The following is a 636-nucleotide window of genomic DNA, read 5'->3' on the forward strand; positions in this document are numbered from 1 at the left end:
TCCCTGGTGTCGTCCTCACCCGGGCGATCGTGTTGGATCTGTTCATCCGTTACCACGGACCCGCCGGACTCAAGGCTGCTGGGAAGGCCGGGGTGAAGCGGTGGGCACGTAACCACAGCAGGAAAGACCCGGGCCCACTCATCGACCAGGTTTTCACGGCACTGTCTGAGCAGACTGTCACGGTGCCCGGTGCAGAAGCTGTCGAGCTCGTCATCCCGAGGGTCGCAGCACAGATTAAAGAGCTCAAGCACCAGCGCGACATCGTTGCCGAAGAGGTCGAGAAGCTGGTCGACGACTTCCCTCTTTCCACGGTCTTGACGTCAATGCCGGGAGTCGGGGTCAAGACCGCAGCGCAGATCCTCCTGGCCGCCGGCGACATGTCCGCGTTCCCAAGCCCAGGACATCTGGCCGCCTACGCCGGGATCGCCCCAGTGACCCGACGGTCCGGGACGTCCATCCGAGGTGAGTTCCCCGCCCGCGCTGGGAACAAAAGGTTGAAGAACGCTTTGTTCCGGTCCGCGTGGGTCGCCTCATGCCACGACCCGCTGTCGAAGGCGTATTACGAGCGGAAGAGAGCCGAGGGCAAGCGCCACAACGCGGCGGTCATGTGCTTGGCGCGTCGCCGACTGAACGTCA

Annotated in this window: 1 protein-coding gene; it reads left to right on the forward strand. The window is 63.8% G+C overall.

Going from position 1 to position 636, the window contains the following annotated elements; translation table 11 throughout:
* A partial coding sequence (locus ACFFN1_RS13545; protein ID WP_446680479.1) for a transposase occupies positions 1–636 on the forward strand: 636 nt, incomplete at both ends.

The sequence above is a fragment of the Brevibacterium otitidis genome (assembly GCF_042429315.1).
Lineage (GTDB): Bacteria > Actinomycetota > Actinomycetes > Actinomycetales > Brevibacteriaceae > Brevibacterium > Brevibacterium otitidis.